Source organism: Enterococcus sp. AMC1623 (genome assembly GCF_058216495.1).
The window spans coordinates 2,177,408-2,191,516 of record NZ_CM177096.1 but is presented as its reverse complement, the minus strand read 5'-3'; the positions used below and the strand labels follow the sequence as shown (position 1 = coordinate 2,191,516).

Below are 14,109 nucleotides of genomic sequence, written 5' to 3'. Positions count from 1 at the left end.
GGATATTCGATGGCAATCTCTTATCATCGCCCAACCAAAATAGTTGTAGATTTACAAGCAATTCAGCAAAATCTTAAAAATGAGCTTGCACATAATCAAGGAAAAGACATTTTTGTAGCAGTCAAAGCGAACGGCTACGGACACGGTGCAGTGGCTGTTTCCAAAGCCGCACTTGAAGTTGGCGTGACTGGTCTATGTGTGGCAACTATTGATGAAGCAATTGAATTACGAGAAAACGGCATCGATGCACCCATTCTTTGTTTAGGAATTATAGATATTTCAGTAATTCCTTTAGCTATCACATACGATATTGCAGTCCCTGTAGCCACACTTGACTGGTTACATGCTGCCAATGAAATGCTAACAACGACGCCACTAAAACTACATATTGCAGTCGATACAGGGATGGGCCGAATTGGCTTTTTAACAGTCGAAGAAGTCAAAGAGGCGGCGTTATTTATCGAGCAGGCTCCTGCGATGACGTGGGAAGGTATTTTTACGCATTTTTCAACCGCTGATCAAGAAGAGGATATGTATTGGCAAAAACAAAACCAGCGTTTCAAAGAAATCTTGGAGCATTTGCCACGTTTGCCACATTATGTACATGTTAGCAATAGTGCCACATCGTTATGGCATGATGATTTAGGTAATATGGTTCGCTTTGGAATTGCCATGTATGGTTTGAATCCATCAGGAACAGCTATGACCGCCAGTTATCCATTACAACCCGCACTCTCTTTAGTTTCGCAATTAGTACAAGTCAAAAAAGTACCAAAGGGCGAAGGAATTGGCTATGGAAAGACGTACGAAACAAGTGAAATGGAATGGATTGGAACAGTTCCGATTGGGTATGCAGATGGTTATTTGCGTAAAATGCAAGGTTTCCATGTATTAGTTGAAGGGGAATTTTGTGAAATTGTTGGTCGGGTGTGTATGGACCAGTTGATGATTCGTTTACCAAAACCCGTTGCAACCGGTACTCGTGTTACGTTAATTGGCAAAGATAAAGATAAGGAAATTACGTTGCAGGAAGTAGCCGATTATTTAGATACGATTCATTATGAAGTTATTTGTTCATTTTCAGAACGAATACCACGAGAATATAATTAAGAAAGGAAGATGTCTATGGTCAAACGTGGTGAAATTTACTTTGCAGATTTATCTCCAGTCATTGGTTCTGAGCAAGGTGGATTACGTCCAGTATTAGTGATTCAAAATGATTTAGGGAATCACTTTAGCCCCACAGTTATTATTGCAGCCATCACTGCAAAAATGGCAAAACCCAAGTTACCAACACATATTGGAATTACAGCAGCTGGGACAGGGTTAGGTCGCGATTCTGTTATTTTAATGGAACAAATTCGCACAATTGATAAGTCACGATTAAAAGAAAAAGTGTGTCGTCTACAAAATGATGTGATGAACTCGGTTGATATTGCTTTGAAAATCAGCGTAGGTTTAAATATTACAGTAGACGAGAAGGGTCTAGTACATAAAAAATAAGTTGGTGAATAAATGGGATACATTGTCGTCAGTCTAACACTGATTTTATTAGTCTGGTTTACTTTTCAACGTGTGCGTCAATCTTTTTTATTTCGTCAACCAGTTGAAAAGTCTGGGTATTACTTATTAGTAAAAAAATATGAAGATCCCTCTGGCAAGTATTTTGGCGTATTTCAACAAGGTGAGGAAGAAATAATCTTAGAAATGTCAGCAAATATTTATATAAAAGTTCAAGTTCCTATGCGAGGCTATTTAGAAATCATAAATGCACGTGTAGAATCTTTTGAATAGGAGTGAAGGAAAATGAGCAAAATTGGTTTTTATGGTGCCGGTCATATGGCAGAAGCAATGATCCATGGTTTGATTGAATCAGGCATGTATCAACCTGAAGAAATTTATGTGTATAATCATCGATATGAACCAACCTTAAAAAAGGTTGAGACAGCCTATCATATTCAAGCGCTCGTGGATGAAAAAGAGCTATTTGCATCAGTGGAGGTCATTGTTTTAGCTGTACAACCCCAAATATTAATCAACGTATTACCCACGATTAAGAACTATGTAACGGACAATCATCTATTGGTCTCTGTTGCCTCAGGTGTGTCTTTAGAAGTAATTGAAGCTGGTTTAGGCGCTCACAAAATTGCTCGCGCTATGCCTAACACGCCCGTAACAGTGGGAGCAGGCATGTCTTCGATTTCAGTCAATTCATATTGTACAGAAAAGGAACGTCAATTGCTGATTCAAATTTTTGAAAGCTTTGGTCGTGCTAAGATTTTACCTGAAAGTCAAATAGATGCAGTCATCGGTGTTAGTGGGTCATCACCAGCTTATGTGTATCTATTTATTGAAGCTTTAGCAGATGGTGCAGTTGCAGAAGGAATGAGTCGGCAAGATGCCTACGAATTTGCAGCCCAAGCAGTGTTAGGTGCGGCTAAAATGGTCCTAGAGACCGGCAAGCATCCCGCTGAATTAAAAGATGCCGTTTGCTCACCTGGAGGAACAACCATTGCGGCGGTTGCTTCTTTAGAGAAAGATGGTTTTCGTTCAGCGGTAATGAATGCAGTACAAGCAGCGATTCGTAAAAATCGAGAATAAAAAAAATGCGTGGAATCGTTAATCCACGCATTTTTTTGTTCAATCTACTAATTCAAGTGATTCACAGGTAAAATCATCTGACGTTGTTCAGTTAATTGATAGGTAGTTACTGGTTTATCATAAAATTTTGGCAGTAATTCAGGCGTTAAAATTTCTGGACGAGTCCCTTTGGCAAAAATCTTCCCATTCTTTAACATCATGACATGGCTAATAATTGGTAAAATTTCTTCTGTATGATGCGTAACAAATAATAGACTGGGTGCGTTAGGTTGGCGAATTAAGTGATCGATTTTGATTAGCAATTCTTCTCGAGCAAACAAATCTAGTCCGTTACACGGTTCATCTAAAATTAATAGCTCTGGTTCTGCCATCAATGCTCGTGCAATTAAGACAATTTGACGTTCGCCTTGAGAAAGAAAATGGTAGTTTTTACCAATCAAACTTTCAGCATCTAAAGAAACCAGCAGTTCTTTTGCTTTATTTAAATCCTCATCAGTAAATTCTTGATAAATGCCGATACTAGCAAATTTCCCCGACAAAACAATTCGTTCAGCGGTATCGCTGACATTCAAACGATATTGTAACGCAGTACTAACCCAGCCAATTCGTTTAGAAAGCTCTGGAATCGATGCTTGCCCAAATACTTGATCTAAAACCGTTAATTTTCCTTTAGAAGGCCAAAGACTGCCAGTGATTAACTGGAGTAATAAGGTTTTCCCGGCCCCATTTAACCCTAAAATAGCCCAATTTTCACCTTCTTTAATTTGCCAATTAATCGTGTCTAAAAGTGGTTGTTGTTGTCTGATAAGTGAAACATTTTCAAATGTTAAAATTGCCATATGCGCGCCTCCTTTCTCTTATCATACCAGTCTATGATACGTTTTACCAATAGTGTTTTGAATTTTCAAAAAATTAGATGGAGTGATTAATCCTTCACTTTTTTGTTATTTTTGGTAGAATAAAAAAAACAAGAAGGTGGCGAAAATAATGGCAAATTGGCGAGATACTGTCAAATTATGTAGTGATGAAAAAATATTCTGGGAAGATCATTATTATCGTTTCCGTAAATTAGACGATACGCATTATGAATTGGCGCGTTTAATTGCAGGACCGTGTGGTGACTTCACGTATCATCCAAAAATTACTGTTATGGTTCAAAATGAATTATTTGTTCCCATCTCATATTTTGATAATGAGGAAACTCCAGTGAAACAACTAACAAGAAAAGATGATGAGAGTTTCTTAGATCAGACTTTTGTAAATTTATTAGATTCATTTTTACAAGCAAAACAAGCGCAAGAGTAAGGGAGAAGTCAAGAGCTTCTCTTTTATTTTTGGACATAAATCAATAAATGTCTAAAAAAACAATAAAAGAGAAGCAATTAGATGGAAAGAAGCTTGAAATCGTGATAAATTATCCAACGACATTGAAGAAATGATGGTGAAAAAAAGTGAATCAGATAAAACAATTCCCCCAACATTTGAAAAATACTTGGGCATTATACAAACTTGATTGGAAACGATTGGCAAGCAATCCGGTTACAATCTTCCTCGTTATTGCATTAATGGCGTTGCCGTCTTTGTATGCGTGGTTTAACATTAAAGCATTGTGGGATCCTTACGGTAATACCAATGAACTACCGATTGCTATTTATAGCGACGATGAAGGATCAAAATTGAAAGACAAAGAAATCGCGATAGGCAATCAAGTCATTGAGACATTGCATGACAACGATCAATTAGGCTGGCGGTTCGTTGACTCAAAAAAAGAAGTGACAGAAGGCGTGAAATCTGGGAAATATTATGCTGGGATTTATATTCCTAAAAATTTCTCCAGTGATTTATTGAGTTTTACAACGGGCGAAATTAAAAAGCCGGAAATTGATTATTATTTTAATGAAAAAATCAATGCGATTGCCCCCAAAATTACAGCTAAAGGTGCTAGCAGTCTGCAAGAACAAATTACGCAAAATTTCATTCACACTGCAAGCGAAACATTATTAAAAGCGTTAAATGAACTTGGTTATAATGTGGAATCAAATTTAGTTTCAATTAATAAAATTAAAAATTTGATTTTGGAAGTAGATGCGAATACCGATAAAATTGATGGTTATACGAAGGATGTACTTGCATTCCAAGCAAAATTCCCTGAACTAAAAGAAAAATTAGGAAAAGCAGATGAATTTGTTGCGCATATTCCTGAAATTGATGCGATGGGCGAAAAATTAGTGGCTATGAATAATAAAATGCCTCAAATCGAAGAACAAGCTAAAATTATTTTGACTTTACAAGAAAAAATTCCAGAAATTCAAAATGCAGGTCGCCAAATTGCAATGATTGATGAAGACTTTGACAATATTTCAGCAACATTAACTGAAGGAATTGGCGAAGCAAAGCAAGGATTACAAATTATTCAAGATGTTCAAGCCCTATTACCTAAAATTCATCAATTAAGTGATGATGCAAGTTTTTTTGCGGATAAAACGATTGAAGCAGCGTATAAATTAGATGATAATTTAGATGCGATTACTCAAGCTGTCCAAACGAATTTTGAAATGATTACTGGTTTAGCAACGACCGTCAATAATTGGGCAAATACCTTGAATACGATTGTGACTAATGCGGAAGAATTAACACCTGAAGAACGCGAGGCACTCAAACAAACGTTGAATGACATCGCGACAAGTTTAGAAAAGCAACAACAAATCGTAACGGATTTAATAGATTGGTTAAGTCAATTACAATCACAATTAGATGGTGACTTTAGCGGACCTATTGCCCGCTTAACTCAAGTTCGCGATTTAATGTCTTCAGCACAAAAGACAGCAACGAACTTAGCTGCGGGTGTTGGAACGATTAGCAAAGAAGAAATCCAACAATTTTTACAACAATTAGAAAGCTTATCTGGGAACTTAGCTGCTTTAAGTAATGATGTTAATGTGGATGAGATTAGCCAAAATGTGCGAGCATTATTAGAAAATAAATTGATTCCAGGCTTAACTAACGCCCAAGATTTATTAGCAGATGCCAATAAAATTGATTTAGATGGACTATTGAGTTCTACTGCTCAAACAGTTACAAATGCGATTGACATGTTAGAAAAATACGAAAAAGAAATGCCGGCTTTAGGACAAGAAATTCATGATGCAAACGTCATGTTAAACGGTCATATGGATGAAATTGTTGATGGTATTAATAAAGGGGTAGACTTATACCAAAATGAACTTCCTGAATTAACAGCCAAACTCAATAAAGCTGCAGATTTTGTTGTCAATGATTGGCCAACATTGAAAAATGAAGTGACTTCTACATTAGATACTGTTCATGAAAAATTACCGACAGTTGAATCGGCATTGGATATGGCAGCAGGTCTGATTGAAGATGAATGGCCTTCTCTGAAAAATGGAGTGCATAAAGCTGCAACGGCTATCCATAAAGGAGAAGAAATTGCGGATTTAGGAGATATCATTAAACTGCTAAAAAATGATGCACAAGCTGAAAGTGACTTCTTTACAACACCCGTTGAGTTAAAAACAACCACAATGTATCCAATTGAAAATAATGGTTCTGCAAGTACACCATTCTATACGGCTTTATGTTTATGGGTAGGTGCTTTGTTGTTATCAAGTGTAGCAGGAACAGCCTTCCACTTAGAAGGTGAAGATAAAAAACGATTTAGTAAACGTGAAATGTTCGTAGCACGTATGATGACTTTCTTAACTTTTGCAATTGGGCAAGCCTTGATTGTTACTTTAGGAAACTATTTTGCTTTAGGAGTAGATGTTCGTGAGCCAGTTTATAGTATCTTATTTGGTTTACTTGTGGCACTAGCCTTTATGATGATGATTTATGTTTTTGTGGGTCTTTTTGGGAATGTTGGTAAAGGGATTGGGATTATCTTATTAGTTCTCTCAATTTCTGGTGGTGGTGGGAACTATCCAATTCAAGTTTCTGGACCATTCTTCCAATTTATTCATCCATTATTACCCTTCACCTATGCAGTTAATCTATTGCGTGAGTCAGCAGGGGGGATTTATTGGCCTAATGCCACTCTCGACTTATGGGTTTTAGGTGGAATTTTCGTGGTATTTGGGATTATTGGGACAGTGCTTTGTCCGTTTATGGTGAAACCAATGGCACGTGTCGAAGAATTAGCACATAAGAGTCATTTTTTCCATTAAAAATGAAAGAAAACTGTTTGAATTGATGAAGTTATTCCGTTAATTTAAACAGTTTTTTTGTGTTTTTGTTAACCTTAGAAAATGTAATGAAAAAATGAAAATACCTAAAAAAATATGATGAAAAACAACACAGAAGCTCGTTGACTTTTACCATAGCGAGGCGTAATATACAGTCTTGTTCCGGAGAAAATCGGTACAAGATAAAAAATGTAAAATAACAAAATAAAAAATATTTTTTCAAGGAGAGCGAAAGAAGTGAATGCGTTAAAACGTTTGTTGGTAGGCAAACCGTTAAAATCTGCAGAGAACGATGATCAGAAATTAACTCGTTTTGCGGCCTTAGCTTTATTATCATCTGATGCCTTATCATCAATTGCATACGGTACAGAGCAGATTGTGGTCGTTTTAATCACTTTATCTGCGGCAGCGATTTGGTATTCCTTACCAATTGCAGCATTTGTCATTATTTTATTAGTATCATTAACCTTATCGTATCGACAAATTATTCATGCGTATCCTCATGGTGGTGGGGCGTATGTAGTAAGTAGTGAAAACTTAGGGGAAAAAGCCGGTTTGATTGCGGGTGGTTCATTGCTTATTGATTATATGCTGACCGTTGCTGTGTCTGTTTCAGCAGGTGCTGAAGCCATTACTTCGGCTGTACCAGCTCTTTATGGTCATCAAGTGGCTATTTCTGTCATTATTGTGTTGCTCATCATGATGATGAACTTACGTGGTTTGCGAGAATCAGCAACATTTTTAATGGTACCAGTTTACACCTTTATTGCGGTTATTAGTTTATTAATTGTCGTAGGTTTATTTAAAATTGTTACAGGAGCAGCACCTTTACATGCAACAGCTTTACCAGGAACGATGGTACCGGGAATTTCTATTGCCTTATTATTACGTGCCTTTTCATCTGGTTCTTCTTCATTAACTGGGGTTGAAGCGATTAGTAATGCGGTTCCTTTCTTTAAAAAACCACGTGCTAAAAATGCAGCGGCAACTTTAACCTTAATGGCAGCTATTTTAGGCTTCTTCTTCGTAGGGATTACCTTTATCAACTATTGGTATGGGATTGTACCTGAAAAAGAAGTAACAGTCCTTTCTCAAGTGGGACAAGCTGTTTTTGGTCATGGTGTCTTGTTTTATGTCTTACAATTTGCGACAGCATTAATTTTAGCGGTAGCCGCAAATACTGGATTTTCAGCATTTCCTGTACTGGCGTATAATTTAGCTAAAGATAAATTTATGCCGCATTTATATCAAGATCGTGGCGATCGTCTGGGGTATTCCAATGGGATTATCACATTAGCAGCCGGTTCGATTGTTTTACTCTTTATTTTCCAAGGGTCCACTGAACGTTTAATCCCACTCTATTCGATTGGTGTATTTATTCCTTTTGCGTTATCCCAAACAGGAATGGTCATTAAATGGCGCAAAGAAGGCAAAGGCTGGTTAAAAAAATCGATTGCGAATATTATTGGTGCGTTCATTTCTTACGCGATTATTGCGATTTTATTTGCCTATCGTTTAGATGATATTTGGCCGTTCTTTATTATCATGCCAATTTTATTGTTTATTTTCTATAAAATACATGATCATTATAAAAAAGTAGCAGAACAATTACGTTTAGAAGAAGACGTGAAGTTGCATACGTATGATGGCAATACAGTCATTGTTTTAGTTGGGAATGTCACTCGTGTAAACATTGGTGCGTTGAATTATGCGCGTTCGATAGGCGATTATGTGGTAGCCATGCACGTATCGTTAGATGAAGATGTTCAAAAAGAAAAAGAAATTGAAGCAGAATTTAAAGCAAAATTCCCTGATGTTCGTTTTTCGATTGTTCATTCCTTGTATCGTTCGATTGAAAATCCAGTTATTCGGTACGTGGATATTGTCAGCAAAAAAGCGCGACAAAATAATTACACTACGACGGTTATTATCCCGCAGTTTGTACCAAAACGTCGTTGGCAAAATATCTTGCATAACCAAACAAGCTTGCGTTTACGCTTCCGTCTGTCATGGCGTGAACATATTATTGTTAGCACCTATAGTTATCATTTGAAGAAATAAGAAAGAAGTCTTAAAAATTTCGTTTCATTCGACGGAATTTTTAAGACTTTTTGTGAGGGAGCTTATTTAATTGAGACGGATTGTTCCAGCAATGTATCTTCGCTAGTTACGATATTGATAGCATTTTGCGGATTTTCTTTGATTTGTTTTAAGCGGTTTGCATTATCCGTTATGACTAAGATTCCAATTTTGTTCTCACGTATTTTTTCATACGGGATAAACTGTATCTTTTTTTTGTCATCAGAGTGTTTTAAGCGTAGCATTAATTCAGGTGCTTTTTTGTTATATAAAATTAATTTAAAGTAATATGAATCATCTATCGTTGATTTCCTAACTAGGTACAAATAAAACATGATAAATTAGTAAGTTTAAACCTTACTAGATTTATCATGTTTTTATTTTTATAAAAAGTTTAATGTATTCTACTAATAAGCAAGAAAATCATTCATCTTTATTTACTAGTACGGCTTGCTGGATCTAGGCGTCTTTCAATTAAACCTAAGAACCAATCGGTAAAAATTGACATGACAGCGGTTGGTAACGCACCTGCTAGGATAATCGCGGCACCATCTGTCGCGTTTGTACCACGGACAATAATATCCCCGAGACCACCTGCACCTACGAAGGTACCGATAGCGGTGATTCCGATTGCGACTACTAGCGCGTTACGAATTCCTGCCATAATGACTGAAACGGATAAAGGTAACTCAATCATATACAGACGTTGCCAAGCAGTCATCCCCATGCCTTTACCGACATCTAAGGCATTACGGTCTACTTGAATCATGCCGGTATAAGTATTTTTGATAATTGGTAAGAGTGAGTATAAGAAGACGGTCACAATAACCACATTTACACCCAAACCAAAACCAAACATCAAGATCGAAACCATCGCCAAAGCGGGAATAGTTTGAATGATATTCGCGATTCGAATAACCCAATCCGCTAATTTCCTGCGTCTAGAAATAGCAATCCCAATCGGAATTCCTACAATTGCGGCAAAAAGGACACCATAAATCGAAATCAAGAAGTGGCGCAAAAATTGAGCAAAAACGTAACTGCCGTTTTCTTGAAAATAATAGAAAAATTGTTGCAGTAAATTCATTTCATTCATGTTCATTGCGCATCCTCCTCAAAGTAATGATGGTCTTCTAAAAAGCGTTCTGCGACAATTGATGGTTCCACCAAATTATTATCAGATTCATAGTTTAGTTGTTGCATCGTTTCTGTATCAATTTTTCCTGCTAAACGAAGTAAGGCATTTTCTAATTCAGGGACTTCATCCAGTAATTCTTGATTGACAACGGGCGAAGCATCATAAGGTGGGAAGAATTGCTTATCATCTTCAAGCATGACTAGATCATAACTAGCAATTCGTCCATCTGTAGAGTAACCTAACACGACGTCCATTCGGTGGGCGTCCACTGCATCATATACTAATCCAATTTGCATCGGTAAAATTGATCCAAATTTAAACCCATATGTTTCAGTAAAGCCATCATACCCGTCTCCTTCACGTGTCATCCACGCACGATCGGCACCAACTACTAATTCATCCGCAACGGCTTCTAAATCGCTGACGGTTTTTAAATTATATTTTTCAGCAGTGTCTTTTCTTACAAGAAAGACATAGGTGTTATCAAAGCCATACGATGGAAACCATACTTGGTCGTAGCGTTCTTTAAATTCTTTTTGCACGACTTCTAAAGCTTTGTCAGGATCCATCACAGGCTCAAGCAAGAGAGTCGAAGCAATATCGGTCCCTGTATAACGAGTCGACGAGATACCGGCATCGCCATTGAGCATGGCTTGGTGATTGATGTTGGTTGTCCCTAAGTTATTGATAATGGTTGTTTGTTTATCTGTATAATGTTCGACCATACCAGCAACGATACTTCCCAAAATTTGTGATTCAGTTGTAATACCACCTGTAATCGCGATAGTATCTTCATCTGTATTGGTCGCTAGTCCTGGAAATGAACAACCTGCAAAAAGAAATAGTCCTCCAAAAAGTACGAGTAATCGTTTCAATTTATTCATTATTCATTCTCCTCCTTTAAAGCGGATGGAGTCAATTTATCTTCTAGTTTTCCTAAAAGATAGTCCGAAATCAGAGCTAATAAAATAACCGGAATTGTTCCCGCGAAGATAAGTGGCGGTTGATAGTTATCTAAACCACTGAAAATCAAGACCCCTAGACCGCCCGCACCAATATAAGAGGCAAGTGTTGCCCAAGCGATAACATAGACTGCTGCTAAACGAACGCCAGCCATAATTGTTGGTAATGCAATAGGCACTTCTACGCTGATAATTGATTGAAGATTGGTCATACCCATACCTTTGGATACATCCAGATAGTTAGGATCAACATTTTTCATACCAATATACGTATTACGTAAAATCGGCAACAGTGAATAGATAAACAATGCGACAATTGCTGGAGCAACACCGACGCCAAGAAAAGGAATCATTAGTGTTAATAGCGCCAGAGATGGAATTGTTTGTAACGCACTGGTAATCCCAATCACGATGCTAGCAATTTTAGGTGCACGTGTTAAAAGAATCCCTAAAGGAATAGCGACTAATGCGCCTAAAAAGAGCGCTGAAAAAGAAATTAAAATATGTTGCCAAATATTTGAAATTAATTGAGAACCATATTCTGAAAAGAAAGCTTGCATCAGACTAGACCTCCTTTATTTCTTCAGGATTGAATGCCTCAACTGCTTCTATAATAGATTGCTCTTCTCCCCAAAGAACGTCATATACGATTTCTACTAAAGAGGCACGCGTTAAAATACCAACGACGCGTTGTTTTTCATCCACAACAGGTACATATTTTAACCCACGTGTTAAAATACGTCGTAAGGTATTGCGTAACAAGGCAGTTTCTTTAACGAAAAAGACATCAGTTTTTAAAATATCGCCGACACTACTTGAATTACCACGACGAAGATTGATTGACTCAATGTCAATATAACCTTTTAAAATGTTTTGATTATCTGTAACTAACAAAGTATCAACACGTTTTTCACGCATTAATTTAATTGCTTCTTGTAATGATTTTTCCGGAGTAATAGTGACAGCTGTTTTCAGCATTACTTCACTTACTGGGGTAGTATCAGGTTTGGCCTGTAAGAGCCGGTCTTCACCAATTAACTCTTCAACAAAGGTAGTCGCTGGATTTTTCAAGATATTGGAAGGCGTATCAAATTGAATAACCTTACCTTCACTCATAATCGCAATGCGACTGGCTAGTTTTAGAGCCTCGTCCATATCGTGGGTGACAAAGACAATGGTTTTACCTAAACGTTCTTGCAAATCTTTAACCAAATCTTGCAAGGAATCGCGCGTAATTGGGTCAAGTGCACCAAACGGCTCATCCATTAAAATAATGTCTTGGTCGGCAGCTAATGCACGTACGACACCAATTCGTTGTTGTTGCCCACCGGATAATTCATGGGGGTAACGATCAAGCATCTCGCGAGGGAGTTCCACTAAATCAATCATTCGTTCGGCAATGGTATTCCGTTCTTCTTGAGAAACTTTGAGTAATTTAGGAACTAGCGTGATGTTTTCGCGAATAGTCATATGAGGCATTAGGCCAATATTTTGAATGACGTAACCGATTTTACGACGTAATTCGACCGGGTTCATCTTTTGAATGTCTTCTCCATCAATCAGAATTTTCCCTTTTGTTGGTTCTGTCATGCGATTAATCATACGCATAGAAGTGGTTTTTCCACTCCCGCTGGTTCCGATAAAACAAATGAATTCACCTTTATCAAATGACAAATTAATATCTTCGACAGCAACTTTTCCACCTTTATAAATTTTTGAAACGTGTTGAAACTCAATCATTGATTTCACCTCAAATTATTTATTTTTAGTGTACCTGTTAGTAATAGTATGAACAACATTCGTAAAAAATACAAACGATAAAACACTGTTAGCGTTATCAAAAGGGTGGAAAACGAACGGAAATCAAGATGTTTCACAAAAAAGAACGATTGCACAACCCCTTGTACCTGTAAGAGTTCACAGACTTTTCTCATAAAACAAAAAAGAGAAATTCATTTTTTTGAAACAATTTGAAAAAAAGTGCTAAAATGGGTAGGCAGATTGAGAAAGAAAGAGTGAAGAATATGTTAACAACAGAAGATTTTGATTTTGAATTACCAGAAGAATTGATTGCACAAACGCCTTTAACAGATCGTACAAGTTCACGTTTGCTTGTCTTAGATTCAAAAACGGGAAAAATGGAAGATAAACATTTTTATGATATTATCGACGAATTAAACGAAGGTGATGCGTTAGTTATGAATGACACGCGTGTATTACCTGCACGTTTATACGGTGAAAAGGTAGAGACAGGTGCGCATTTAGAAATTTTATTGTTAAACAATACAGAAGGCGATACGTGGGAAACGTTGATTAAACCGGCTAAACGCGCCAAAATAGGTACAGAAATTTCATTTGGTGACGGTCGTTTAAAAGCGACTGTGAAAGAGGAATTAACGCATGGTGGTCGAATCATTGAATTTAGTTATGACGGTATCTTTTTGGAAATTTTAGAATCACTAGGTGAAATGCCATTACCACCATATATTAAAGAGCGTTTAGAAGATCCTGACCGTTACCAAACCGTTTATGCAAAAGAAAATGGTTCAGCAGCGGCACCAACTGCGGGTCTCCATTTTACAGAAGAATTACTAGAAAAAATTCAAGCCAAAGGAATTGAGTTAGTCTTTTTAACGCTACACGTAGGATTGGGAACCTTCCGTCCAGTTAGTGTAGACAAGATTGATGAACATGAAATGCACAGTGAATTTTATCGTTTGACCGAAGATGCTGCTGACAAGTTGAATCATGTTAAAGCCAATGGTGGTCGCATTGTTGCAGTTGGAACAACGTCGATTCGCACTTTAGAAACAATTGGGACTAAATTTGATGGAAAAATTCAAGCTGATAGTGGTTGGACAAGTATCTTTATTACACCTGGCTATGAATTTAAAGTAGTGGATGCTTTTTCAACGAATTTCCATTTACCAAAATCAACCTTAGTTATGCTTGTTAGTGCGTTTGCAGGCAGAGAACAAACTTTAGCTGCGTACCAACATGCAGTAACAGAACGCTACCGTTTCTTTAGCTTTGGCGATGCTATGTTCGTTAAATAGTACAAAAAAACGGTTGCCACAAATTTCGTGGCAACCGTCTTTTACTTTGGAAGGCTTTGTTGAGTTGTCGTGCG

The 14,109-nt window shown here is 37.2% G+C and carries 13 protein-coding genes; 8 read left to right on the top strand and 5 right to left on the bottom strand.

The features are described from left to right. The first annotated feature begins 9 nt into the window (after positions 1–9). From alr to proC, 4 genes are read left to right on the top strand one after another with little or no spacing between them, the layout of a single operon-like run. Positions 10–1,110, top strand: coding sequence for an alanine racemase (gene alr / locus AC4BC7_RS10630; RefSeq protein WP_207871720.1), 1,101 nt, complete (start codon positions 10–12; stop codon positions 1,108–1,110). A 15-nt stretch (positions 1,111–1,125) separates the two neighbouring features. After that, a complete protein-coding gene (locus tag AC4BC7_RS10625; protein WP_207871719.1) occupies positions 1,126–1,503 on the top strand; it encodes a type II toxin-antitoxin system PemK/MazF family toxin in 378 nt (125 codons plus the stop codon). Between the two features lie 12 nt (positions 1,504–1,515). Beyond that, entirely contained in the window at positions 1,516–1,794 is a 279-nt protein-coding gene (locus AC4BC7_RS10620) for a hypothetical protein (RefSeq protein WP_207871718.1), read from the top strand. A gap of 12 nt (positions 1,795–1,806) precedes the next feature. Further along, positions 1,807–2,601, top strand: a complete 795-nt coding sequence (gene proC, locus AC4BC7_RS10615) for a pyrroline-5-carboxylate reductase (protein ID WP_207871717.1) — start codon at positions 1,807–1,809, stop codon at positions 2,599–2,601. A 47-nt stretch (positions 2,602–2,648) separates the two neighbouring features. Here proC and AC4BC7_RS10610 read toward each other — a convergent pair whose 3' ends face one another. Then, positions 2,649–3,440, bottom strand: a complete 792-nt coding sequence (locus AC4BC7_RS10610; protein WP_207871716.1) for an ABC transporter ATP-binding protein — start codon at positions 3,438–3,440, stop codon at positions 2,649–2,651. Positions 3,441–3,588: 148 nt separating this feature from the next. Between AC4BC7_RS10610 and AC4BC7_RS10605 the strand changes: the two genes are divergently transcribed. The 3 genes from AC4BC7_RS10605 to AC4BC7_RS10595 all read left to right on the top strand — a co-directional run bounded on the left by AC4BC7_RS10605 (position 3,589) and on the right by AC4BC7_RS10595 (position 8,861). Next, a complete protein-coding gene (locus AC4BC7_RS10605; RefSeq protein WP_207871715.1) occupies positions 3,589–3,906 on the top strand; it encodes a hypothetical protein in 318 nt (105 codons plus the stop codon). A 146-nt stretch (positions 3,907–4,052) separates the two neighbouring features. Continuing rightward, positions 4,053–6,782 (top strand): YhgE/Pip domain-containing protein, encoded by a 2,730-nt coding sequence (locus tag AC4BC7_RS10600; RefSeq protein ID WP_490502821.1) that lies wholly within the window; start codon positions 4,053–4,055, stop codon positions 6,780–6,782. 255 nt (positions 6,783–7,037) lie between these two features. Continuing rightward, entirely contained in the window at positions 7,038–8,861 is a 1,824-nt protein-coding gene (locus AC4BC7_RS10595; RefSeq protein ID WP_490502820.1) for an APC family permease, read from the top strand. Positions 8,862–9,312: 451 nt separating this feature from the next. Here AC4BC7_RS10595 and AC4BC7_RS10590 read toward each other — a convergent pair whose 3' ends face one another. From AC4BC7_RS10590 to AC4BC7_RS10575, 4 genes are read right to left on the bottom strand one after another with little or no spacing between them, the layout of a single operon-like run. Next, on the bottom strand, positions 9,313–9,981 hold the full coding sequence (locus AC4BC7_RS10590) for an ABC transporter permease (RefSeq protein ID WP_207871712.1): 669 nt from the start codon (positions 9,979–9,981) through the stop codon (positions 9,313–9,315). Next, positions 9,978–10,901: an osmoprotectant ABC transporter substrate-binding protein gene (locus tag AC4BC7_RS10585; RefSeq protein WP_490502819.1), complete on the bottom strand. Its 924-nt coding sequence runs from the start codon at positions 10,899–10,901 to the stop codon at positions 9,978–9,980. Before AC4BC7_RS10585 ends, AC4BC7_RS10590 begins: the two co-directional genes overlap by 4 nt. Continuing rightward, the gene (locus AC4BC7_RS10580; protein WP_207871710.1) at positions 10,901–11,539 is read right to left on the bottom strand and encodes an ABC transporter permease; all 639 of its coding nucleotides are present in this window, start codon (positions 11,537–11,539) and stop codon (positions 10,901–10,903) included. Before AC4BC7_RS10580 ends, AC4BC7_RS10585 begins: the two co-directional genes overlap by 1 nt. A 4-nt stretch (positions 11,540–11,543) precedes the next feature. Next, positions 11,544–12,719, bottom strand: a complete 1,176-nt coding sequence (locus AC4BC7_RS10575; RefSeq protein ID WP_490502818.1) for a betaine/proline/choline family ABC transporter ATP-binding protein — start codon at positions 12,717–12,719, stop codon at positions 11,544–11,546. Between the two features lie 284 nt (positions 12,720–13,003). On the opposite strand from AC4BC7_RS10575, the gene queA reads away from it, so the two are divergent. Next, on the top strand, positions 13,004–14,035 hold the full coding sequence (gene queA, locus AC4BC7_RS10570; RefSeq protein WP_207871708.1) for a tRNA preQ1(34) S-adenosylmethionine ribosyltransferase-isomerase QueA: 1,032 nt from the start codon (positions 13,004–13,006) through the stop codon (positions 14,033–14,035). Positions 14,036–14,109 lie beyond the last annotated feature (74 nt).

Coding starts and splice junctions, on each gene's coding strand:
- alr (WP_207871720.1), top strand. CDS start 10: ATGGCAATCTCTTATCATCGCCCAACCAAAATAGTTGTAGATTTACAA.
- AC4BC7_RS10625 (WP_207871719.1), top strand. CDS start 1,126: ATGGTCAAACGTGGTGAAATTTACTTTGCAGATTTATCTCCAGTCATT.
- AC4BC7_RS10620 (WP_207871718.1), top strand. CDS start 1,516: ATGGGATACATTGTCGTCAGTCTAACACTGATTTTATTAGTCTGGTTT.
- proC (WP_207871717.1), top strand. CDS start 1,807: ATGAGCAAAATTGGTTTTTATGGTGCCGGTCATATGGCAGAAGCAATG.
- AC4BC7_RS10610 (WP_207871716.1), bottom strand. CDS start 3,440: ATGGCAATTTTAACATTTGAAAATGTTTCACTTATCAGACAACAACAA.
- AC4BC7_RS10605 (WP_207871715.1), top strand. CDS start 3,589: ATGGCAAATTGGCGAGATACTGTCAAATTATGTAGTGATGAAAAAATA.
- AC4BC7_RS10590 (WP_207871712.1), bottom strand. CDS start 9,981: ATGAACATGAATGAAATGAATTTACTGCAACAATTTTTCTATTATTTT.
- AC4BC7_RS10585 (WP_490502819.1), bottom strand. CDS start 10,901: ATGAATAAATTGAAACGATTACTCGTACTTTTTGGAGGACTATTTCTT.
- AC4BC7_RS10580 (WP_207871710.1), bottom strand. CDS start 11,539: ATGCAAGCTTTCTTTTCAGAATATGGTTCTCAATTAATTTCAAATATT.
- AC4BC7_RS10575 (WP_490502818.1), bottom strand. CDS start 12,719: ATGATTGAGTTTCAACACGTTTCAAAAATTTATAAAGGTGGAAAAGTT.
- queA (WP_207871708.1), top strand. CDS start 13,004: ATGTTAACAACAGAAGATTTTGATTTTGAATTACCAGAAGAATTGATT.